The organism is Enterobacter sp. ECC-175, assembly GCF_043968675.1.
Taxonomy (GTDB): Bacteria; Pseudomonadota; Gammaproteobacteria; order Enterobacterales; family Enterobacteriaceae; genus Enterobacter.
Window position 1 is genome coordinate 3,952,187 of sequence record NZ_CP143776.1, and the last position, 20,313, is coordinate 3,972,499.

Here is a 20,313-nt window from a genome sequence, read left to right on the forward strand (position 1 = left end):
TGGCGTTAAACCGGGGCCAGCGCAAGCAACGATTAACAAGTAAATAACACTTATGCTTTGCAGGGTTTCATCCAGCATAAATATGATTCCCCGCCGCGTTTGCTCTCATGCTACAGGCTGATTTATGAAGAAAAGCTGAATGGCAGAGTGTTGATTTGTGTATTAGTTTTAAAACGGGATCCCCACAAAAACGAGCCACCTATGAACACTCTCCGTTATTTCGATTTTGGCCAGTCGCGTCATTTCCTGCTGCTGATTGCCCGCATCGCCATTGTTGTGCTGTTTATTATCTTTGGCTTTCCGAAGCTGACGGGATTTAGCGGCACGGTACAATACATGACCTCCCTTGGCGCACCTATGCCAACGCTGGCCGCCATAATCGCCGTGGTGATGGAAGTCCCTTTCGCGATCCTTATCGTGCTGGGCTTTTTCACCCGCCCTCTCGCCGTGCTGTTTGTCTTTTATACGCTGGGGACGGCGGTGATTGGCCACCACTACTGGAACATGAGCGGAGATGCGGTGCTGCCTAACATGATTAACTTCTACAAGAACGTCAGTATCGCCGGGGCGTTCCTGCTGCTGGCGATTGTTGGTCCGGGGGCGATATCCCTTGACCGCCGTTAACGCATAAAAAAAGGCCGCGTGCGCGGCCTTTTTGTTTCTGCGAAGCAGACGAATTATGCGTACACTGGGAAGCGTGCGCAGATATCCAGAACTTTACCCTTAACGCGCTCGATTACCGCTTCGTCATTGATATTGTCCAGAACGTCACACATCCATCCCGCCAGCTCTTTCGCTTCCGCTTCTTTGAAGCCGCGACGCGTAATCGCCGGAGAACCGATACGGATACCGGACGTCACGAACGGGCTCTTCGGATCGTTTGGTACGCTGTTTTTGTTGACGGTGATGTTGGCGCGGCCCAGGGCAGCGTCAGCTTCTTTACCGGTCAGGTTTTTATCAACCAGATCCAGCAGGAACAGGTGGTTTTCAGTACCACCGGAGACCACTTTGTAGCCGCGGTTCAGGAACACGTCCACCATCGCTTTCGCGTTTTTGGCAACCTGCTGCTGGTAAACCTTAAACTCTGGCTCCATCGCTTCCTTCAGCGCAACGGCTTTCGCCGCGATGACGTGCATCAGCGGGCCGCCCTGCGCGCTTGGGAACACGGCAGAGTTCAGTTTCTTATACAGCTCTTCGTCACCGCCCTTCGCCAGGATCAGGCCGCCGCGCGGACCCGCCAGGGTTTTGTGGGTGGTGGTGGTGACAACGTGGGCGTGAGGAACCGGGTTAGGGTAAACGCCTGCGGCAATCAGGCCCGCCACGTGCGCCATATCGACGAACAGGTACGCGCCGATGCTGTCTGCGATTTCACGCATTTTTGCCCAGTCAACGATGCCGGAGTAGGCGGAGAAGCCGCCGATAATCATCTTCGGCTTGTGCTCTTTGGCCTGCTTCGCCATGTCTTCGTAGTCAATTTTACCGGACTCATCAATGCCGTAAGGAATGATGTTGTACAGTTTGCCGGAGAAGTTAACCGGGGAGCCGTGAGTCAGGTGGCCGCCCTGCGCCAGGTTCATACCGAGAACGGTATCGCCCGGCTGCAGCAGCGCGGTGTAAACGGCAAAGTTAGCCTGAGAGCCAGAGTGCGGCTGCACGTTAGCATAGTCTGCGCCAAAGAGTTCTTTCGCACGGTCAATCGCCAGCTGCTCAACGATATCAACGTACTCGCAACCGCCGTAGTAGCGCTTGCCCGGGTAACCTTCAGCGTATTTGTTGGTCAGCTGAGAACCCTGCGCCTGCATGACGCGCGGGCTGGTGTAGTTCTCGGAGGCGATCAGTTCGATGTGCTCTTCCTGACGTACTTTTTCCTGCTCCATAGCCTGCCACAGTTCGGCATCATAATCGGCAATGTTCATTTCACGCTTTAACATCCGCATCTCCTGACTCAGCTAACAAGTAAATTTTGGCCTGAAAAGGCAGTCCAGTTGGACGACGCGCAACAGTATAACCGAATAGTTCTTCGATAACAGGTCTTGACAAACGATTTTACGCAAACGTTTTCCTTCGCGCCACGCAAGGGTTTGAGCAATAAAGCGGTCGTCCGTTTCAGCGGAATTCTTTTCAGCTTTGTGATGCATATTTTTCACTATGCAAAGAACCATTTACATTACAGGGTTATTTTTATAAGATGCATTCAAAATACATCATTAAAGTAACATATGAAGGAAGTTGCTATGTTAGACGCTCAAACCATCGCTACCGTTAAGGCTACCATTCCCCTGCTGGTTGAAACCGGTCCTAAGCTGACCGCCCATTTTTACGATCGCATGTTCGCGCACAATCCGGAGCTCAAAGAGATTTTTAACATGAGCAACCAGCGCAACGGCGATCAGCGTGAAGCGCTGTTTAACGCCATCGCCGCCTACGCCAGCAACATTGAAAACCTGCCGGCCCTGCTGCCTGCGGTAGAGAAAATCGCGCAGAAACACACCAGCTTCCAGATCCAACCCGAGCAGTACAACATCGTTGGCGCGCACCTGCTGGCAACGCTGGACGAAATGTTCAGCCCGGGCCAGGAAGTGCTGGACGCATGGGGTAAGGCCTACGGCGTGCTGGCAGGCGTGTTTATCAATCGTGAAGCGCAGATCTACAGCGAAAACGCCAGCAAAAACGGCGGCTGGGAAGGGACGCGTCCGTTCCGCATCGTAGAGAAAACGCCGCGCAGCTCACTGATTACCAGCTTTGAGTTTGAGCCGGTAGACGGCAAGCCGGTGGCGGACTATCAGCCCGGCCAGTATCTGGGCGTGTGGCTCAAGCCGGAAGGCTTCCCGCATCAGGAAATTCGCCAGTACTCCCTCACCCGCACGCCGAACGGTAAAGGCTACCGTATTGCGGTGAAACGCGAAGAGAGTGGCCAGGTATCAAGCTGGCTGCATAACGAAGCGAAAGTAGGCGACATGGTTCATCTGGCCGCGCCTGCCGGCGATTTCTTTATGGCCGTGGACGCCAATACCCCGGTCACGCTGATCTCCGCGGGCGTGGGCCAAACGCCGATGCTGGCGATGCTGGACACCCTGGCGAAAGCAAACCATAGCGCGCAGGTAAACTGGTTCCACGCCGCCGAGAACGGCGACGTGCATGCCTTCGCTGATGAAGTGAAAACGCTGGCGGCGGCTCTGCCGCGCTTTAGCGCGCATACCTGGTATCGCCTGCCGACAGAGGCCGACCGCGCCGCGGCGCGCTTCGACAGCGAAGGGCTGATGGATTTACGCCAGCATGAAGGGGCGTTCAGCGCGCCGGAGATGCAGTTCTACGTCTGCGGGCCGGTGGCGTTTATGCAGTTTGCCGCGAAGCAGCTGGTTGAGCTGGGCGTGAATAAAGACAACATTCATTACGAATGCTTCGGCCCGCACAAGGTGTTGTAATGCAAAAAGCCCCTCTTTCGAGGGGCTTTTTTTTCGCCGGCTGGCGGCTGAGCCTTACCCGGCCTACATAACCGTTGGCAATGTTAAATCGCCGCGTCGTCTTCTTCGCCGGTACGGATACGGATCACGCGCGCCACGTCGAAGACGAAGATTTTCCCGTCGCCGATTTTTCCCGTCTGCGCCGTGCGGATAATGGTATCCACGCAGGTATCGACGATATCGTCACTGACCACAATTTCGATTTTCACTTTCGGCAGAAAGTCCACCATGTACTCCGCGCCACGATAAAGCTCGGTGTGGCCCTTCTGGCGACCAAAACCCTTCACTTCCGTCACGGTCATCCCGGTGATGCCCACTTCCGCGAGCGCTTCACGCACATCGTCCAGTTTGAAAGGTTTAATAATCGCATCAATCTTTTTCATGGTGGGTCCTTAAACGCTTGCCTGTAAGCTGATCGTAATCGATTGCTCACAGTATCATATTCATTCAAATTTTGCGGTACTACTCTTTAAAATCGTTCGCTTCCAGCTCGTGGCGCGACAGCAGCTTGTAGAACTCGGTGCGGTTGCGTCCGGCCATGCGCGCCGCGTGGGTCACGTTGCCCTTGGTGATCTGCAGGAGCTTGCGCAGATAGTTCAGCTCGAACTGGTTGCGCGCTTCGGCAAAGGTCGGCAGCGCGGTGTTTTCCCCTTCCAGCGCCTGCTCGACCAGCGCGTCGCCGATGACCGGCGACGAGCTCAGCGCGACGCACTGCTCAATCACGTTCACCAGCTGGCGCACGTTCCCCGGCCAGCTCGCCGTCATCAGGCGCTTCATCGCATCCGTAGAAAACGCGCGCACGAACGGCTTGTGCCGGTCGGCGGACTGGCGCAGCAGGTGGTTTGCCAGCAGCGGAATGTCTTCCGCACGCTCGGCCAGCGCCGGGAGCTTGAGGTTGACCACGTTCAGACGGTAGTAGAGATCTTCGCGGAACTCGTTGCGCGCCATCACCTTCGGCAAGTCCCGGTGGGTGGCAGAAATAATGCGCACGTTAATGTCGATATCGCGGTTGCTGCCGAGCGGGCGTACCTTGCGCTCCTGCAGCACGCGCAGCAGCTTCACCTGCAGCGGCGCGGGCATGTCGCCAATTTCATCGAGGAAAAGCGTGCCGCCTTCCGCCGCCTGGAACAGCCCTTCCCGGCTGCTCACCGCGCCGGTAAACGCGCCGCGGGCGTGACCGAACAGCTCTGACTCCAGCAGCTGCTCCGGCAGCGCGCCGCAGTTGATGGCAATAAACGCGTTTTTACTGCGCGGGCTGGCGTTATGGATAGCCTGCGCGAGGATCTCTTTCCCGGTGCCGCTCTGGCCGTTAATCAGCACGCTGACGTCAGACTGCGCCACCATTCTCGCCTGCTCCAGCAGGCGCAGCATCAGCGGGCTGCGCGTCACAATCGATTCACGCCACGCGTCGTCGCCTGACGACGCCGTGTGCTCAAGGGCGCTGTCGATGGCTTTGTAGAGCGCGTCCTTGTCCACCGGCTTGGTCAGGAAGCTGAAGACGCCCTGCTGGGTAGCGGCCACGGCGTCCGGAATCGAGCCGTGGGCGGTAAGGATAATGACCGGCATTCCCGGCTGCTGCTTCTGGATCTCGGTGAACAGCTGCATGCCGTCCATCTCGTCCATGCGCAGATCGCTTATCACCAGATCGATTTTCTCGCGGGAAAGGACCTTCAGCCCCTCCTGTCCGCTTTCGGCGGTGACCACGCTGTAGCCTTCGCTGACGAGGCGCATCCCAAGCAGCTTCAGCAGCCCGGGATCGTCATCCACCAGCAGCAGGTGGGCAGGTTTGCGGCTTGTCATGGCTTAACATCCTCTTGTTTCTGCGTATCGCCGTCTCGCTCCGGCTCGTCGGAGGCGGGCGCGCTCTTTGAACTGTCCGGGAGATAGTTGCCCGCCGGCTTGCGCGTTGAGAGCTGCCTTTCGATATCGGTCAGGTTTTCAAGCTTGCGCGTCGTGGTATCGAGCTGCGCGCGTAAAAATTGCTGCTGCTGGCGGAGCGTGTCAAGCTCGGCATCGGACGACTGCTGAAGCCTGCTGTAGCGCGAGCGCTCCTCTGACAGCTGCAGCTGCAGCACCTGCCCGTCGCGCCAGAGCTGATATACCGGGCGCACCTGCGCAGGGATATTCGCACTCACGGCATCCAGGCGCGCGGTATTAGCGCGGCGCTCAACGGGGGTGATTTTAGCGTCGGCCAGCAAAATGGCGCGCTTGAAGTTTTCCTGCCAGGTTTCATTGCCCCACAGCGCCGCCTGCGCGCGGGCGGTGGCGGGAGACAGGCGCTGGGAACAATCGATACCGCGCAGCCAGTACAGCGGGTTTGACTCGACGTCATGCCCGGAGAGGTTCCAGAGATCGTCGCAGCGGGTCGTCAGGAAATCCGCGAGCTGATTCTCCGGCCATTTGTCGTCTTGCTTATCGCTAATCGCGCTTTTCGGCGCATGGGATACGCATCCCGCAAGCAGCAGGCAGGAGACGCCCGCGCGCATTTTTTTACTGGAAAATACCGCGCGCAGCGCGCGGCTAAAGACGTGTGACATATTCACCAGATAGAGATTCATTTCATTGTTTTTTCCGGCTGAAGAGGCAGTTCAATGCGAAAACAGACGTCTGCGCGTTTGTCGCTAACGATGCTGAGTTCGCCCTGCATGCGTTGTATGCAGTCCCGGGCAATGCTAAGCCCCAGACCGCTTCCTTTTACTGCGCCTTTCCGCTGATGGCTTCCCTGGTAAAAGGGTTCAAAAATCATCTTTTGTTCGTCATCAGGAATGGGGGTGCCGGTATTGGCGACGTCGATAAGCACCCGGGAATCCTTCACATAGCTTCGAAAATAAATGGTACCGGATTCAGTACCATAGTGCACCGCATTGGAATAAAGATTATCCAGAACGCTCATGAGCAGCATCGGCTCGGCCCGACAGACCTGCGCCGTGAGATCAACCTCGGTATGCATCATTTTAGCCCGTGCCGGCAAGCTATGGGCGGAGATCACCCTTTCTACCAGCGGTTCAATTTCGACCGCCTCCAGCACCACGGCACCGTCCGCCAGCCTGCGGTTGTAGTCCAGCAGCTGCTCAATCAGCTTTTGCAGATTGCGGCTGCTGTCGTCGAGGATATCAACAATCTCTTTTTGTTCAGCCGTCAGCGGCCCCGCCACTTCATCCGCCAGCAGCTCGGTGCCTTCGCGCATGCTGGCAAGCGGGGTTTTAAGCTCGTGGGAGATATGGCGTAAAAACTGATGGCGCTGCGATTCAAGCCACGCCAGACGCTCAGAGAGCCAGATGATGCGCTGCCCGACGGAGCGCAGCTCGCGCGGGCCGGTAAATGCGACCGTATCGCCGAGCGATTTACCTTCCCCCAGGCGATTGATCATTCGCTGGATACCCTTCACCGGGCCGATGATCATGCGGGTGAACAGCAGCACCAGCGCCAGGCTCACCAGGAACAGCACCAGCGCCTGCCAGCCGAAGAACTGGCCGCGCTCGGCGATCTCCTGCTGGAGCTGCTGCCCGCGCGAAAAGATCACGGTGCGCGTGGTCTGCACCATCTCGGTATTTGCCGCGGCGAAAGCCTCCAGGCTCGCGGCGGCGGCGGCGTCCGGCCCGCTGTTTTTACACTGCAGACGGGCCAGCGCGTTGAGGTCCTGTCGCAGCGCCTGATAAAGCTTGTCGTCCGGCAGCACGCCCGCGTGCGCGTCCAGCATGTCGCTGTAACGCTTGCGTTGATTTTGATACACCTTTTCCAGCGTCCGGTCGTCCAGCACGCAGTACTGGCGGTAGCTGCGCTCCATCTCCAGCGCCGCGTTGGTCATGGCCTCGCTGCGCCGCGCGTCGATGAGCGTTGTCCGGTTGGTCAACGCCGCCTGGGCGCTCAGCGCATTCAGGCTTTGCCACGCCTGCCAGGCCAGCACCAGCAATGGCAGAAGGATAAGCAGAAAAGCCATCATGACGAGCTGTCGAAGGGAGCGGGGAAAAGCAGGCCAGCGTTTCAACACGTTACTCTCTTAATGTGGGTGTTATCAGAGCCTAACTGAGACTGCCCTTCAGATACAACAAAGCCGGGTAAAAACCCGGCTTTGTTGTGGAATGAGGCGGTGCCTAACTCGACGTTTCGCCCTGGCCTGATAAAGCAACGCTATGATCAGTAGTTGGACGGCAGGCACCTTGTTGTGCGTCATTCGAAGTTTATGTAGCACGTCCCGAAGGGGCTGACATAAGAAGGTGAATGAGCCACTGGTTATTATTATGCAACACCCGTGCCAAAATGCAAAATAAAAGATTAACTTAATGATATTTATGAAATTTATAAATTTTCTCGATTCATTATCGGTTGAATGATTTCCAGGCTAAGTGTCGCTATTAAGCAACACCTTAACGGGAACCGTTCCTACCCTATAAAAATCAATCTGTTATGTGTCTCCTTTTAGAGACAGCGCTAATATGATTTGTCGCGATTTTGCGACAGAGATAAAAAAGCCCGGTAGCGATCGTGCCTACCGGGCCTACGCGGAATGCGCTAAAACTTAGCCCAGCTGCTTACGCGCGTTGCGGAAAATACGCATCCACGGGCCGTCCTCGCCCCAGTTTTCCGGGTGCCAGGAGTTGCTCACGGTGCGGAACACGCGCTCCGGGTGCGGCATCATGATCGTCGCACGGCCGCTTTCGCTGGTCACCGCCGTAATGCCGTTCGCCGAACCGTTCGGGTTTGCCGGGTAGGTTTCGGTAACCTTGCCGAAGTTATCGACAAAGCGCAGCGCCACCAGGCCTTTGCTTTCAAGCGTAGCCAGATGCGCAGCGTCGCGGACCTCGACCTGCCCTTCTCCGTGAGAAACGGCGATTGGCATCTGCGAACCCACCATGCCCTGCAGCAGCAGGGACGGGCTTTGCGTCACTTCCACCAGGCTAAAGCGCGCTTCGAAGCGATCAGACCGGTTGCGCACGAAGCGCGGCCAGGCCTCGCTGCCCGGGATCAGCTCGCGCAGGTTAGACATCATCTGGCAGCCGTTACAGACGCCCAGCGCCAGCGTTTGCTGACGGTGGAAGAAGGTTTCGAACTCGTCGCGCACGCGGCTGTTGAACAGAATGGACTTCGCCCAGCCTTCGCCCGCGCCCAGCACGTCGCCGTAGGAGAAGCCGCCGCAGGCCACCAGCGCCTGGAAATCGTCCAGCCCGGTGCGCCCTGCCAGCAGGTCGCTCATGTGGACGTCGATAGCGTCAAAGCCCGCGCGGTGGAAGGCGGCCGCCATCTCAACGTGGGAGTTAACGCCCTGCTCGCGCAGCACGGCCACTTTCGGACGCGCGCCGGTCGCAATGTACGGCGCGGCGATGTCTTCATTGATGTCGAAGGAGAGCTTCACGTTCAGGCCCGGATCGTTGTCGTTCGCCCTGGCGTCGTGCTCCTGGTCCGCACATTCCGGGTTATCGCGCAGGCGCTGCATCTGCCAGGTGGTTTCCGCCCACCACATGCGAAGGGTGGTGCGGCTTTCGCTGAACACCGCGTGGCCATCGGCTTCAATCACGAAGCGATCGCCCTGCACCGCTTTCCCGAGATAGTGCACGCAGTCCGCCAGGCCGTGCTGCGCCAGCAGCGCCTCGACGGCTTCGCGATCCGCCGCGCGCACCTGAATCACCGCGCCCAGCTCTTCGTTAAACAGCGCCGCCAGACGGTCTTCGCCAAGCGTGGCAACGTTGGCTTCCACGCCGCAGTGGCCGGTAAAGGCCATTTCAGCCAGGGTGACCAGCAGGCCGCCGTCGGAACGGTCGTGGTAGGCCAGCAGCCTGCGCTGGGCGACCAGCGCCTGAATGGCGTCGTAGAAGCCCTTCAGCTGCGCCACGTCGCGCACGTCGGCTGGCTTATCGCCAAGCTGACGGTAAACCTGCGCCAGCGCGGTGGCCCCCAGCGCGTTTTGGCCTTTGCCCAGGTCAATCAGCAGCAGGGCGTTATCTTCAGTGGAAAGCTGCGGCGTGACGGTACCGCGCACGTCCTCCACGCGGGCAAACGCGGTAATCACCAGCGACAGCGGAGAGGTCATCTCGCGCTGCTCGCTGCCTTCCTGCCAGCGGGTTTTCATCGACATCGAGTCTTTACCCACCGGAATGGTCAGGCCGAGCGCGGGGCAGAGCTCTTCACCGACGGCTTTCACCGCCTCATACAGGCCCGCATCTTCGCCAGGGTGGCCGGCTGCGGCCATCCAGTTCGCGGAGAGCTTGATGCGTTTGATATCGCCAATCTGCGTGGCGGCGATGTTGGTCAGCGCTTCCCCCACGGCCAGGCGGGCGGAGGCCGCGAAGTCCAGCAGCGCCACCGGCGAACGTTCGCCCAGCGCCATTGCTTCGCCGTAGTAGCTGTCGAGGCTGGCGGTGGTCACGGCGCAGTTCGCCACCGGGACCTGCCACGGGCCGACCATCTGGTCGCGCGACACCATGCCGGTCACGGTGCGGTCGCCGATGGTCACGAGGAAGGTTTTCTCCGCAACAGCAGGCAGGTGCAGCACGCGGTTGACCGCGTCGGCAACGGTGATGCCCTGACGGTCCAGCGCCTTGCCCGCCGCCTGACGGGTTTCCACGTCGCGGGTCATTTTCGGCGTTTTGCCGAGCAGAACGTCCAGCGGCAGATCGATCGGCTGGTTGTCGAAATGGGTGTCGCTTAAGGAAAGGTGTTGCTCTTCGGTCGCTTCGCCAATGACGGCGTACGGCGCGCGCTCGCGGCGGCACAGCTCGTCAAACAGCGGCAGCTGGTCGGCGGCAACCGCCAGCACGTAGCGCTCCTGGGATTCGTTACACCAGATTTCCAGCGGGCTCATGCCCGGCTCATCGCTCAGGATGTCGCGCAGGTTGAAGCGGCCGCCGCGGCCGCCGTCGCTGACCAGCTCCGGCATGGCGTTGGACAGACCGCCCGCACCCACGTCGTGGATGAAGAGGATCGGGTTGGCATCGCCCAGCTGCCAGCAGCGGTCGATCACTTCCTGACAGCGACGCTCCATTTCCGGGTTGTCGCGCTGAACGGAGGCAAAATCAAGATCCGCATCAGACTGGCCGGACGCCATAGAGGATGCCGCGCCGCCGCCCAGGCCGATGTTCATCGCCGGGCCGCCCAGCACGATCAGCTTCGCGCCGACGACGATCTCGCCTTTCTGCACGTGATCGGCGCGAATGTTGCCGATCCCACCCGCCAGCATAATTGGCTTGTGGTAGCCGCGCAGCTCTTCGCCGTTGTGGCTGTCCACTCTCTCTTCGTAGGTACGGAAGTAGCCGTTCAGCGCCGGACGGCCAAATTCGTTGTTAAACGCCGCGCCACCCAGCGGGCCATCGGTCATGATGTCCAGCGCGGTCACGATGCGCTCCGGCTTGCCGAAGTCTTCTTCCCACGGCTGTTCGAAGCCCGGGATGCGCAGGTTAGAGACGGAGAAACCCACCAGGCCCGCTTTCGGTTTAGCGCCGCGTCCGGTGGCGCCTTCGTCACGAATTTCACCGCCAGAACCGGTCGCCGCGCCCGGCCACGGGGAGATCGCCGTCGGGTGGTTGTGGGTTTCCACCTTCATCAGGATGTGGGCAGGCTCCTGATGGAAGTCGTAGCGGCCGGTGGCGTGGTCGGCAAAATAGCGTCCCACTTCGGAGCCTTCCATTACCGCGGCATTGTCCTTATAGGCAGACAGCACGTGGTCGGGCGTTTGCTCCATGGTGTTTTTGATCATTTTGAACAGCGATTTAGGCTGTTTCTCACCGTCGATAACCCAGTCGGCGTTGAAAATTTTATGGCGGCAGTGCTCGGAGTTCGCCTGCGCAAACATATAGAGTTCGATGTCGTTCGGATTGCGGTTCAGCTTAACGAAGGCGTCCTGCAGGTAGTCAATCTCGTCGTCTGCCAGCGCCAGGCCGAGACGCAGGTTGGCGTCAATCAGCGCCTGGCGGCCCTGCCCGAGCAGGTCCACGCTTTGCACCGGCGCGGGCTGGTGATGAGAGAACAGCTGCTGCGCCTCTTCAAGAGAGGTAAACACGCTCTCCATCATGCGGTCGTGCAGCTCGGCGGCAACGGCCTGCCACTGCGCGTCGGTCAGGGTGGATGCTTCCACGTAGTACGCCACGCCGCGCTCAAGGCGATTAATCTGGCTCAGGCCGCAGTTGTGAGCGATATCGGTCGCTTTAGAAGACCAGGGGGAGATGGTGCCGGGACGCGGCGTCGCAAGGATCAGTTTACCGGTTGGCGTGTGGCTGCTCAGGCTAGGACCGTATTTGAGCAGACGCTCCAGCTGTACGCGCTCCTCTGCGTTCAGGGGAGCATTCAGGTCAGCAAAATGGACATACTCAGCGTAAATAGTGCTTACCGGAAGGTCGGCTGCCTGAAAACGTGCCAGCAGTTTGTTAATACGGAAGGCAGACAGTGCAGGCGAACCACGCAGAATTTCCATCATAAGTCTCTCGTCTTCGAAGCGCCGGGGCGCTTACAGTGTGCGCAAGGGGGGAAAACGGGCGTCATTATAGAGAATCCTGAGCTCCGACGAAACCGTTTGCGTCGAAATAAAATCCGCGCAGACCTTTAGCAATAGATGTGACCTGTCTCTCTAATTGGTTGCCAAGTGGCGCAAGTTTACGCAAAATGCCGCTCATTCAATGGCAAACCTAACTTTTCACATGACTACAGCACACTGAGGCAATTGACGTCGCAGAGAATTAACTAATTGAAAAAATTAAAGATTAATTATCTGCTCATCGGCATTGTTACGTTGCTGCTGGCAGTGGCCCTCTGGCCTTCTATCCCCTGGTTCGGTAAACCCGAAAACCGCATCGCCGCCATTCAGGAGCGGGGAGTGCTTCGCGTCAGTACCCTCTCCTCTCCGCTCATCTATAGCGACATTAACGGCAAAACGATTGGCCTCGACTATGAGCTGGCCCAGCAGTTCGCTGACTATCTCGGCGTTAAGCTCGACATCACCGTTCGCCAGAATATTAATCAGCTGTTTGACGATTTGGACAACAACAAAGCGGACGTTCTCGCGGCGGGGCTGGTCTATAACTCCGAGCGCAGCAAGAACTATCAGCCGGGCCCGACCTACTATTCCGTTTCCCAGCAGCTGGTTTACCGCGTTGGCAACCAGCGTCCACGCTCGCTGGAAGGACTCACGGAGCAGCAGCTGACGATCGCGCCGGGGCACGTAGTGATTGACGATCTGCGCAGCCTCAAGGAAAAGAAATATCCCGATCTGAGCTGGAAGGTTGATCCGAAGCTGGGCACCAACGAGCTGCTTGAACAGGTGAAAGACAAGAAGCTGGCCTACACGATTGCCGATTCGGTGGCGATCAGCCTGTTCCAGCGCGTTCACCCGGAAATTGCCGTGGCGCTGGACGTGACCGATGAGCAGCCGGTGACCTGGTTTAGCCAGCTGGACGACGATCAGACCCTCTCCGCCGCCATGCTTGACTTCTTCAACACCATCAATGAAGACGGTACGCTGGCGCGGCTGGAAGAGAAATACCTCGGCCACGGGGATGACTTTGACTACGTGGATACCCGCAGCTTCCTGCGCGCGGTGGACAGCGTGCTGCCGGACCTGCAGCCGCTGTTCGAGAAGTACGCCGAGAAAATTGACTGGCGGCTTTTGGCGGCAATCTCCTATCAGGAATCGCACTGGGATACCCAGGCCACCTCCCCAACCGGCGTGCGCGGGCTAATGATGCTGACCAAAAACACCGCGCAGAGCCTCGGCGTCATTGACAGGACCGATGCGGAACAGAGCATCAGCGGCGGCGCTCAATATTTGCAGGATATGATGGCAAAAGTGCCGGAAACGGTGCCGGAAGAGGAGCGCATCTGGTTCGCGCTGGCGGCCTATAACATGGGCTACGCGCACATGCTGGACGCGCGCGCGCTCACGGCGAAAACGAAAGGTAACCCCGATAGCTGGTCAGACGTCAAGCAGCGCCTGCCGCTGCTTAGCCAAAAGCCGTGGTACAACAAGCTGACGTACGGATACGCGCGCGGGCATGAAGCCTACGCCTACGTTGAGAATATTCGAAAATACCAGATTAGCCTGGTGGGTTATCTGCTCGAGAAGGAAAAAGAGGCCACCGAGGCGCAGCAGATCGCGCAGAGCTACCCGGTGGTCTCGCCGGACGAGGTTAATCGTCCTTCCGCTTCAATTCTGCCTTTTGTTGCTTTTTCTGCTGCCGACGCATACGGAAGAAATCACTTAATAGCCCCGAACACTCTGGTGCAAGCACCCCACCGATAGTCTTCACCTGGTGGTTCATCCCCGGGTGACCGAGCACGTCCATCAGCGAGCCGGCCGCGCCGGTTTTTTCATCCCGCGCGCCGAAGACCAGCGTACCGATGCGGCTGTGCACCATCGCGCCGGAGCACATGACGCACGGTTCAAGCGTGACGTACAGCGTGGTATCTAGCAGGCGATAGTTTTGCAGCACCAGCCCGCCCTGACGTAGCGCCATGATTTCGGCATGCGCCGTGGGATCGTGACGCCCAATCGGACGGTTCCACCCTTCGCCAATCACCTGGTTGTGATGAACCAGCACCGCGCCGACGGGCACTTCACCCTCTTCCCAGGCGCGCTGAGCCAGCGCAAGCGCGTGGCGCATCCAGTATTCATGATCGTATTCAGAGGTGGACAAGGGCTGTTACTCCAGTTAAAAGCGGGCGGCATTATACACACCTGTTCTGGATAAGACTATTCGAGCTGCTGAAGATCGCCCATCGGCGTGACGCGCCAGCGGTGCTGGCAAAAGTTGAGCAGCGGGTTGTCTTGTTTGCTGTCGCTATAGCCGCTATAGAGGTTCAGAGGCGCGCCAATGCGCTTCTCGAGCTGAACCACTTTCTCATGGCCCAGACAGCGCAGGGTCAACACCCAGCCGCCGTAGGCGCGGGAAATCTGGGTGGCGATGAGATTTACGCGCGGCAGCCACGGGGTATCAAAATAGACACGATCCACCAGCGGCTGCGGCGAGCCGGTGATTAGCCAGATGTCCGCATCGTTCGCATTCAGATAGTCAGTAAGCCGCTGCTGCACCACGGGAAACGCGGTCACATGACCGCGAAACCACTGGACAAAATCGTGCTCAAGCTGCTTGAGCCGGGCTTCGCTGTGGCCAAAGGTGCAGCCCCACAGTAATAGGCTCATCGGCCAGCGCGCGGCGCGGCCCTGAATCAGCAGCCCAGCGCCAATGATGGGTAAGAGAGGCAACACGAGCAGCGCGTTGAGGGGCTGACGCCGCAGCAGATAGCGTATGAACGTGCCAAACATATCCTGCTGATGCAGCGTACCGTCCAGGTCAAAAAAGACAACGCGACGCTCGTTATTATTCAAACCTTACTCCTCTGGATCGTTGAACCCTATTAGCCAGGTAAAGAAGAACCCGGCGATTACCGCAGCCAAATAGCCTAGCAGATAGAGCATAACTTTTCCGGTGACGATGGTTAATGCCAGCGGTAAACCGGAGATGCCAAAGGTAATAACGGTCGCTACCTTCCAGTAGCTGATCAGCGCGCCGCCTACCGCACCGCCGATACAGGCGGCGAGGAACGGTTTACCCAACGGCAGCGTAACGCCGAAAATGAGCGGCTCGCCAATTCCGAGTAATCCGACCGGCAGCGCGCCTTTGATCACCTTTTTCAGCCGCGCGTTGCGGGTTTTCATCAGCACCGCTATGGCCGCACCCACCTGCCCTACGCCCGCCATCGACAGAATAGGCAGCAGCGCGTTGTAGCCATGAGCCTGTACCAGCTCGACGTGAATGGGCACCAGCCCCTGGTGCAGGCCGGTCAACACCAGCGGCAGGAAGGTGCCTGAAAGGACGGCACCCACGAGCAGGCCGCCGCGATCGATAGCTAAAGACGCGCCGTGGGCGATAGCCTCAGAAATCCAGCCACCCAGCGGCTGCAGCGCCACAATCGCCACGCTGCCGGTGATCAGCGTCGTCAGCAGCGGATTGAGAATAAGCTCAATCGAGCCGGGCAGCACGGCGCGCAGCTTTTTCTCGATCCAACACATCAGAATAACCACGAGCAGCACCGCAATGACGCCGCCTCGTCCTGGCTGAAGCGCCTCGCCGAACAGCGTGATCTGCGCGAGCTGCGGGCTGGAAAGAATACCGGCCATCACGCCGCCCATCGCCAGAGAACCGCCAAACACCTTCGCGGCGTTAACCCCCACCAGAATGTTCATAATGGCAAACACGGCGCTGCCGAAAATTCCCAGTATGCCGAGCAGGTTTGGATACTGCGTGGCGAAGTCGCCGACGATATCCGGGCGCTTGAGAATATTGATAATCCCGGTGATCAGGCCGGAGGCGATAAACGCCGGAATAAGCGGAATAAAGACGTTTGCCAGCTGGCGCAGCGCATCGCTCATCGGCGCTTTATATTTCGCCTTTGCCTGCGCTTTAACGCGGTCGGCATCGTTAGGTGGCGTCGCTGCTTCGCCGCCCGTCATCAGCGCTCGCATCGCGTCAACGACCTGCGCCGCCTTGCCCGGCCCCACAATCAGCTGGTGCTGCTGGCCCTGCTTGACGTATCCGCTGACGCCGGAGAGCTTTTTCAGGCGAGCCAGATCGAGGCGTTCGTCGTCGTGCACCTCAACGCGCACGCGCGTCATGCAGTTTTCCAGACGCTGAATATTTTTTTCTCCACCGATTCCCTGAAGGATGTCGCTGGCGAGGGCTGCTGTCTTTTCCATAAACGCCTCTGTTAGTTTTCTAGTGCCGCTCTTAAGAATCCATCATGCGCAGCAAGCTTGGCCCGCGCGGCCTCTGCGTCCAGCCCGCTTAAAATCATCAGAATCGCCGGTTTTACGTCGTTATCGGTGAGTTTAAGGGTCGCTTCTGCCTCGTCACGGCTCGCCCCCGTGGCTTCAACCACCATACGGCAGGCCCTGTCCACCAGCTTGACGTTAGTGGCCTGCATGTCCACCATCAGGTTCTGGTAGACCTTGCCGAATTTCACCATCGCCCCGGTGGAAATCATGTTGAGCACCAGCTTTTGCGCCGTACCGGATTTCAGGCGCGTGGAGCCGGTCAGCGCTTCCGGCCCAACAACCGGTGAGATTGCAATCGCGGCCACCTGCGCAATCGGCGAGCCCGGATTACAGGAAATGGCCACCGTGGTGCAGCCGGTTTGGTTGGCATACTCAAGGCCGCCGATGACGTACGGCGTACGCCCGGATGCGGCAAGCCCCACAACCAGATCTTCCGCTTTCAGGTCCAGCGCCTTCAGGTCGTCTTCGCCGAGCTGCCTGTTGTCTTCTGCGCCTTCAACCGCTTTCAGCAGCGCGCCAGGACCACCGGCAATGAGGCCAACCACCAGCCCGTGCGGCACGCCGAACGTTGGCGGACATTCGGACGCATCCAGCACGCCGAGACGCCCGCTGGTGCCCGCGCCCATGTAAATGATGCGCCCGCCCGCGTTCAGCGCTTTTGCCGCGGCATCGACAGCCTTCGCCACCTCAGGTAATGTCTCTTTTACTGCCTGCGCGACCAGCGTATCCTGTTGATTAAAACGGTTTACCAGTTCGAGCGTGGAGAGCGCGTCCAGATCCATGGTTTGTGGATTACGCGTTTCGGAAACAAGGGAGCCTAGATTCATCTTTTTTACCTCAAGAATTTTTAATTCATAATAATCACACTATAATGGAATATAAAATTCATTCAGGCGAGCAAAATCCGTATTTCCGCAGGCAATCACATTTTCGCCAGGAGACCGTATGAACTGTTTAATTCGCATTCGCCAGCGTTATCCGGGTTTTGCCCAAAGCGACAAAAAGCTGGCGGATTACCTTCTTTCGCAGCCCGATCGCGCGCGCCACCTTAGCTCACAGCAGCTGGCGAGCGAGGCCGGCGTGAGCCAGTCGAGCGTGGTGAAGTTCGCTCAGAAGATCGGTTTTAAGGGCTTTCCGGCCCTCAAGCTGGCCATCAGCGAGGCGCTGGTCAGCAACCCGAATCCGCAGTCGATGCCGGTACATAATCAGATCCGCGGCGATGATCCTATGCGCCTCGTCGGAGAAAAGCTGATCAAAGAGAACGTGGCGGCGATGCACGCCACGCTGGACGTTAACAGCGAAGAGAAATTACTGGAAAGCGTGGCGATGCTGCGCGCGGCGCGGCGTATCGTGTTGACCGGGATAGGCGCATCCGGGCTCGTGGCGCGCAATTTTGGCTGGAAGCTGACGAAAATCGGCTACAACGCCATTGTTGAACACGATATGCACGCCCTGCTCGCCACCGTTCAGGCGATGGAACCTGACGATCTGCTGCTGCCCATCTCCTACTCCGGGGAACGGCGTGAAATCAATATGGCCACCGATGAGGCCCTGCGCGTGGGTGGCAAAATTCTGGCGATAACCGGCTTTACGCCCAATGCGCTGCAGCAGCGGGCCACGCGCTGCCTGTATACCATCGCCGAAGAGCAGGCCACGCGCAGCGCGGCAATTTCATCTACGAGCGCGCAAATGATGCTGACGGACCTGCTGTTTATGGCGCTGGTGCAACAGGACCTGGAGCACGCGCCGGAGCGTATTCGCCACAGTGAAGAGCTGGTAAAAAAACTGGTTTGAACAACGAATGAGCGTATAATGCCCGCCCTGTTTGTGATGTTTCTGAGAATTTCCTGATGGCGCTGTTAATCACCAAAAAATGCATCAATTGCGATATGTGCGAACCCGAATGCCCGAACGAGGCGATTTCGATGGGTGACAGCATTTATGAGATTAACAGCGACCGCTGCACCGAATGCATTGGCCACTATGAAACGCCGACCTGCCAGAAAGTGTGCCCGATCCCCAATACCATTTTGAAAGATCCGGCGCACGTCGAGAGCGAAGAGCAGCTGTGGGATAAGTTTGTCCTGATGCACCACGCGGACAAACTCTAACTTTCGATAATCACCGTCGCGCTGGCGTAGTGGCGCTCATCCGCGATCGTCACATGAATGTGATTCACGCCCAGCTTCTCGGCCAGCTTTTGCGCCTCACCCCATAAGCGCAGGCTTGGTTTTCCCAGCTCATCGTTAAATACCTCAAACTGGTTAAACGCCAGGCCGTTGCGAATCCCCGTACCGAAAGCTTTTGCCGCCGCCTCTTTTACGGCAAAACGCTTCGCCAGAAAACGCACCGGCTGCTGATGCGTCTCCCAGACGGCCCATTCGCCGTCGCTCAGCACGCGTCGCGCAAGGCGATCGCCGCTGCGGGCGATCACCGCTTCGATGCGGGCGATTTCAACAATGTCCGTGCCTAAACCCAGAATGGCCATTACCGACGCGCTTCCAGCATCAGGCGCTTCATTTCCGAGACCGCCTCTTTCAGACCGCTCATCACCGCGCGGCCAATAATGGCGTGGCCGATGTTCAGCTCGTGCATCTCCGGCAGCGCGGCAATCGCCTGCACGTTGTGATAGGTCAGGCCGTGCCCGGCGTTAACCTTCAGCCCCAGGCCTGCGGCATAGGTCGCGGCTTTGGCAATACGCTCCAGCTCTTTCGCCTGCTCTGCTTCGGTTTTGGCGTCAGCATAGCAGCCGGTGTGAATTTCAATGTAGGGTGCGCCCACTTCCGCTGCGGCTTTGATTTGCTCCGCATCCGCATCAATAAACAGTGACACCAGAATACCGGCATCGGCCAGGCGTTTGCAGGCGTCGCGCATTTTGTCACGTTGGCCCGCCACGTCCAGCCCGCCTTCGGTGGTCACTTCCTGACGCTTCTCCGGCACCAGGCAGCAGAAGTGCGGCTTCGTTTCGCAGGCGATCGTCAGCATCTCTTCCGTAACCGCCATCTCCAGATTCATGCGCGTATCCAGCGTCTGGCGCAGAATGCGCACGTCACGATCGGTGATGTGGCGACGGTCTTCGCGCAGGTGCACGGTAATGCCGTCTGCGCCAGCCTGCTCGGCAATGAACGCCGCCTGTACCGGATCGGGATACGCCGTGCCGCGCGCGTTACGCAGCGTGGCGATGTGGTCGATGTTGACGCCTAACAGTAATTCAGCCATGACAATCCTCGGTATTTTGGTTCATTTCCCTTCCCCCTCTCCCTCCGGGAGAGGGCTGGGGTGAGGGGTAAAACGTTAACGTTTCGGCATAAACTGCCTGAATAATTCGCGGCTCTTTAAGGGCTTGCCGCCAAGATAAGGCTTTAGGGCGATCCGGGTAAAGCGCTTTGCCGCGCGGAGGGTGTCGGCGTCGGGAAACTCCCGCTCATACAACGCCCGCAGATGGCGCCCGGTAAAGGTGCTGTTATCTACCACGACGCTGGCGATAAAGCCTTTCTCTTCGCGATAGCGGTAGGTCATGGTGTCCTCAACTTCTTCTCCGCTCCCCGCGCAGTGCAGAAAGTCTACGCCGTAGCCCAGGTGACCGAGCAGCGCCAGCTCAAACCGGCGCAGCGCGGGTTCAGGCGTGCCAGCAGCGCCAGCCAGCGACTGTATACAGTGAAGATAATCGAAGAAAAGTTCAGAGAAGCGCGTCTCATGTTCAAGCACGCGGGAGATAAGCTCGTTCACGTAAAGGCCGCTATAGAGCGTGATGCCGGAAAGGGGGAGCGCCAGAGAGACGGCTTCGGCGCTGCGCAGGGTTTTGACTTCCCCTCGCCCACCAAAGCGCACCAGCAGCGGCGTGAAAGGCTGCAGTGCGCCTTTCAGATTAGAACGTTTGGAACGTGCGCCTTTCGCAACCAGGCGCACGCGACCCGACTCTTCCGTGAAGACGTCCAGCATCAGGCTGGTTTCGCTCCAGGCACGACTGTGCAGGACGAAGGCGCGCTGCCATCCTTCCATCATACGCGTCGTCTTTCAAGCTGCAGGCGCGTTGGCTGCGCCCGTTCACCCCAGTCACTTACTGGAGTAAGCTCCCGGGGATTCGCGGCC

At 58.6% G+C, this 20,313-nt stretch carries 18 protein-coding genes; 5 read left to right on the plus strand and 13 right to left on the minus strand.

What is annotated here, in order from left to right:
* The first annotated feature begins 201 nt into the window (after window positions 1–201).
* On the plus strand, window positions 202–624 hold the full coding sequence (locus V1599_RS18765; protein ID WP_395300632.1) for a DoxX family protein: 423 nt from the start codon (window positions 202–204) through the stop codon (window positions 622–624).
* Between the two features lie 53 nt (window positions 625–677).
* Here the strand turns inward: V1599_RS18765 and glyA are convergent, their stop codons facing one another.
* Entirely contained in the window at window positions 678–1,931 is a 1,254-nt protein-coding gene (glyA, locus tag V1599_RS18770; RefSeq protein WP_112010204.1) for a serine hydroxymethyltransferase, read from the minus strand.
* Between the two features lie 303 nt (window positions 1,932–2,234).
* On the opposite strand from glyA, the gene hmpA reads away from it, so the two are divergent.
* Complete coding sequence (gene hmpA / locus V1599_RS18775) at window positions 2,235–3,425, plus strand: NO-inducible flavohemoprotein (RefSeq protein ID WP_395300633.1); 1,191 nt, start codon at window positions 2,235–2,237, stop codon at window positions 3,423–3,425.
* An 83-nt stretch (window positions 3,426–3,508) separates the two neighbouring features.
* Here hmpA and glnB read toward each other — a convergent pair whose 3' ends face one another.
* The 5 genes from glnB to purL all read right to left on the minus strand — a co-directional run bounded on the left by glnB (window position 3,509) and on the right by purL (window position 11,871).
* Window positions 3,509–3,847 (minus strand): nitrogen regulatory protein P-II, encoded by a 339-nt coding sequence (gene glnB / locus V1599_RS18780; protein WP_003860685.1) that lies wholly within the window; start codon window positions 3,845–3,847, stop codon window positions 3,509–3,511.
* A 79-nt stretch (window positions 3,848–3,926) separates the two neighbouring features.
* A complete protein-coding gene (gene glrR / locus V1599_RS18785) occupies window positions 3,927–5,264 on the minus strand; it encodes a two-component system response regulator GlrR (protein WP_112010202.1) in 1,338 nt (445 codons plus the stop codon).
* Window positions 5,261–6,022 (minus strand): two-component system QseEF-associated lipoprotein QseG, encoded by a 762-nt coding sequence (qseG, locus tag V1599_RS18790; RefSeq protein ID WP_297122454.1) that lies wholly within the window; start codon window positions 6,020–6,022, stop codon window positions 5,261–5,263. Before qseG ends, glrR begins: the two co-directional genes overlap by 4 nt.
* Window positions 6,019–7,452, minus strand: coding sequence for a two component system sensor histidine kinase QseE/GlrK (gene qseE, locus V1599_RS18795; RefSeq protein WP_395301592.1), 1,434 nt, complete (start codon window positions 7,450–7,452; stop codon window positions 6,019–6,021). The genes qseG and qseE overlap by 4 nt, the downstream gene beginning before the upstream one ends.
* Window positions 7,453–7,983: 531 nt before the next feature.
* The gene (purL, locus tag V1599_RS18800) at window positions 7,984–11,871 is read right to left on the minus strand and encodes a phosphoribosylformylglycinamidine synthase (protein ID WP_395300634.1); all 3,888 of its coding nucleotides are present in this window, start codon (window positions 11,869–11,871) and stop codon (window positions 7,984–7,986) included.
* A 267-nt stretch (window positions 11,872–12,138) separates the two neighbouring features.
* On the opposite strand from purL, the gene mltF reads away from it, so the two are divergent.
* Window positions 12,139–13,689 carry a membrane-bound lytic murein transglycosylase MltF gene (gene mltF, locus V1599_RS18805; RefSeq protein WP_112010197.1) on the plus strand — a complete coding sequence of 517 codons (1,551 nt, stop codon included), beginning with the start codon at window positions 12,139–12,141 and terminating at the stop codon, window positions 13,687–13,689.
* On the opposite strand, the gene tadA is transcribed toward mltF, so the two are convergent.
* The 4 genes from tadA to murQ form a co-directional block, all read right to left on the minus strand.
* Window positions 13,577–14,050, minus strand: a complete 474-nt coding sequence (tadA, locus tag V1599_RS18810) for a tRNA adenosine(34) deaminase TadA (RefSeq protein WP_395301593.1) — start codon at window positions 14,048–14,050, stop codon at window positions 13,577–13,579. The genes mltF and tadA overlap by 113 nt on opposite strands.
* Window positions 14,051–14,139: 89 nt before the next feature.
* Entirely contained in the window at window positions 14,140–14,775 is a 636-nt protein-coding gene (gene yfhb / locus V1599_RS18815; RefSeq protein ID WP_112010195.1) for a phosphatidylglycerophosphatase C, read from the minus strand.
* Window positions 14,776–14,778: 3 nt separating this feature from the next.
* Window positions 14,779–16,143, minus strand: a complete 1,365-nt coding sequence (locus V1599_RS18820; protein WP_112010194.1) for a PTS transporter subunit EIIC — start codon at window positions 16,141–16,143, stop codon at window positions 14,779–14,781.
* Between the two features lie 11 nt (window positions 16,144–16,154).
* A complete protein-coding gene (gene murQ, locus V1599_RS18825; RefSeq protein ID WP_112010193.1) occupies window positions 16,155–17,048 on the minus strand; it encodes an N-acetylmuramic acid 6-phosphate etherase in 894 nt (297 codons plus the stop codon).
* Window positions 17,049–17,166: 118 nt separating this feature from the next.
* On the opposite strand from murQ, the gene V1599_RS18830 reads away from it, so the two are divergent.
* Both V1599_RS18830 and V1599_RS18835 read left to right on the plus strand, forming a co-directional pair.
* Complete coding sequence (locus V1599_RS18830; protein ID WP_112010192.1) at window positions 17,167–18,015, plus strand: MurR/RpiR family transcriptional regulator; 849 nt, start codon at window positions 17,167–17,169, stop codon at window positions 18,013–18,015.
* A gap of 56 nt (window positions 18,016–18,071) precedes the next feature.
* Window positions 18,072–18,332 carry a YfhL family 4Fe-4S dicluster ferredoxin gene (locus tag V1599_RS18835; protein ID WP_014071370.1) on the plus strand — a complete coding sequence of 87 codons (261 nt, stop codon included), beginning with the start codon at window positions 18,072–18,074 and terminating at the stop codon, window positions 18,330–18,332.
* Here V1599_RS18835 and acpS read toward each other — a convergent pair.
* From acpS to recO, 3 genes are all read right to left on the minus strand, one after another.
* The gene (gene acpS / locus V1599_RS18840) at window positions 18,329–18,709 is read right to left on the minus strand and encodes a holo-ACP synthase (protein WP_112010191.1); all 381 of its coding nucleotides are present in this window, start codon (window positions 18,707–18,709) and stop codon (window positions 18,329–18,331) included. The genes V1599_RS18835 and acpS overlap by 4 nt on opposite strands.
* Window positions 18,709–19,440: a pyridoxine 5'-phosphate synthase gene (gene pdxJ / locus V1599_RS18845; protein ID WP_395300635.1), complete on the minus strand. Its 732-nt coding sequence runs from the start codon at window positions 19,438–19,440 to the stop codon at window positions 18,709–18,711. The genes acpS and pdxJ overlap by 1 nt, the downstream gene beginning before the upstream one ends.
* 75 nt (window positions 19,441–19,515) lie before the next feature.
* Window positions 19,516–20,223: a DNA repair protein RecO gene (gene recO, locus V1599_RS18850; protein WP_395301594.1), complete on the minus strand. Its 708-nt coding sequence runs from the start codon at window positions 20,221–20,223 to the stop codon at window positions 19,516–19,518.
* Window positions 20,224–20,313: the final 90 nt, after the last annotated feature.

Bases quoted from the DNA above. Each gene is read 5' to 3' on its own strand.
- V1599_RS18765 (WP_395300632.1), top strand. From the start codon at position 202: ATGAACACTCTCCGTTATTTCGATTTTGGCCAGTCGCGTCATTTCCTG.
- glyA (WP_112010204.1), bottom strand. From the start codon at position 1,931: ATGTTAAAGCGTGAAATGAACATTGCCGATTATGATGCCGAACTGTGG.
- hmpA (WP_395300633.1), top strand. From the start codon at position 2,235: ATGTTAGACGCTCAAACCATCGCTACCGTTAAGGCTACCATTCCCCTG.
- glnB (WP_003860685.1), bottom strand. From the start codon at position 3,847: ATGAAAAAGATTGATGCGATTATTAAACCTTTCAAACTGGACGATGTG.
- glrR (WP_112010202.1), bottom strand. From the start codon at position 5,264: ATGACAAGCCGCAAACCTGCCCACCTGCTGCTGGTGGATGACGATCCC.
- qseG (WP_297122454.1), bottom strand. From the start codon at position 6,022: ATGAATCTCTATCTGGTGAATATGTCACACGTCTTTAGCCGCGCGCTG.
- purL (WP_395300634.1), bottom strand. From the start codon at position 11,871: ATGATGGAAATTCTGCGTGGTTCGCCTGCACTGTCTGCCTTCCGTATT.
- tadA (WP_395301593.1), bottom strand. From the start codon at position 14,050: ATGCGCCACGCGCTTGCGCTGGCTCAGCGCGCCTGGGAAGAGGGTGAA.
- V1599_RS18820 (WP_112010194.1), bottom strand. From the start codon at position 16,143: ATGGAAAAGACAGCAGCCCTCGCCAGCGACATCCTTCAGGGAATCGGT.
- murQ (WP_112010193.1), bottom strand. From the start codon at position 17,048: ATGAATCTAGGCTCCCTTGTTTCCGAAACGCGTAATCCACAAACCATG.
- V1599_RS18830 (WP_112010192.1), top strand. From the start codon at position 17,167: ATGAACTGTTTAATTCGCATTCGCCAGCGTTATCCGGGTTTTGCCCAA.
- V1599_RS18835 (WP_014071370.1), top strand. From the start codon at position 18,072: ATGGCGCTGTTAATCACCAAAAAATGCATCAATTGCGATATGTGCGAA.
- acpS (WP_112010191.1), bottom strand. From the start codon at position 18,709: ATGGCCATTCTGGGTTTAGGCACGGACATTGTTGAAATCGCCCGCATC.
- pdxJ (WP_395300635.1), bottom strand. From the start codon at position 19,440: ATGGCTGAATTACTGTTAGGCGTCAACATCGACCACATCGCCACGCTG.
- recO (WP_395301594.1), bottom strand. From the start codon at position 20,223: ATGGAAGGATGGCAGCGCGCCTTCGTCCTGCACAGTCGTGCCTGGAGC.